The organism is Neisseria sp. HMSC070H10 (genome assembly GCF_001837635.1).
In the GTDB taxonomy this organism is placed as follows: domain Bacteria; phylum Pseudomonadota; class Gammaproteobacteria; order Burkholderiales; family Neisseriaceae; genus Neisseria; species Neisseria subflava_A.
Map to the genome: position 1 here is coordinate 1 of NZ_KV833356.1, position 783 is coordinate 783.

The window sequence follows — 783 nt, forward strand, 5'->3', positions numbered from 1 at the left end:
TACTTTTTTAGAAATCGAAGCAACGCCTGATTATTTAAAGCATTACCGTTCGTTGTTTCCTGACAACCGTTATCCCGAGGATTTGCCCCTGCCAAGCATTGGTTGGCATCCAATGTTTAGACCGATATTTTGTTCTGATTCTGCTGTAAGTTTTGGAAAATCATTAAAGGATATTGACAACTTAGAAAAATCATTAGAGGCTATTGACAACAACGGTCATATTAAGAATTTTCATGCAAGATTGTCTATTCATGATAGTGTATCTCTATACTTTATGCATGATAACCAAGAAAATATGAGATGTAGCAAGGAAATATCTTATATTCAATATAAAAAAAATTATTTATATAAAAAAAATTATTTTATCACCAATTAAAATTAAAAATTTACTCAAACAATTAATAGGAGAATTATTATGGCAACAGTTCAAAATGCACAAATTCGGCAGCATTTTATTCGCATGTGCATGCCTAAAAAGGAGATTGATAGCATCATGCGGGATAATGTTATTATGCAAAAGACTCATATTTTTATCAATAAATGGGGGCTATCAAGTATTCGTGGCGATCATCATGTTCCAGCCACTTATACAACGAGAAAATTAAAAGAAGACATTGAATACCGTGAGATGGTATTTGGAAAAGATTATCTTACGGCTTCTGATTATGCCCATGAAATCGAGCATGGTATTTCTGATACTGTTTATAGACTAGATCTTGCTGATAAGAGAAATCCAACAAAAAACCTTAGCAAGTAATAATTTTTATCAAGAAGGAGATGAGT

The 783-nt window shown here is 32.1% G+C and carries 1 protein-coding gene and 1 pseudogene; both read left to right on the plus strand.

Going from position 1 to position 783, the window contains the following annotated elements:
* Positions 1–376 (plus strand): annotated as a pseudogene (locus tag HMPREF2606_RS01190) (hypothetical protein); the annotation flags it as partial.
* 39 nt (positions 377–415) lie between these two features.
* The gene (locus HMPREF2606_RS01195) at positions 416–757 is read left to right on the plus strand and encodes a hypothetical protein (RefSeq protein WP_210399743.1); all 342 of its coding nucleotides are present in this window, start codon (positions 416–418) and stop codon (positions 755–757) included.
* The last annotated feature ends 26 nt before the right edge of the window (positions 758–783 follow it).

Coding starts and splice junctions, on each gene's coding strand:
- HMPREF2606_RS01195 (WP_210399743.1), top strand. CDS start 416: ATGGCAACAGTTCAAAATGCACAAATTCGGCAGCATTTTATTCGCATG.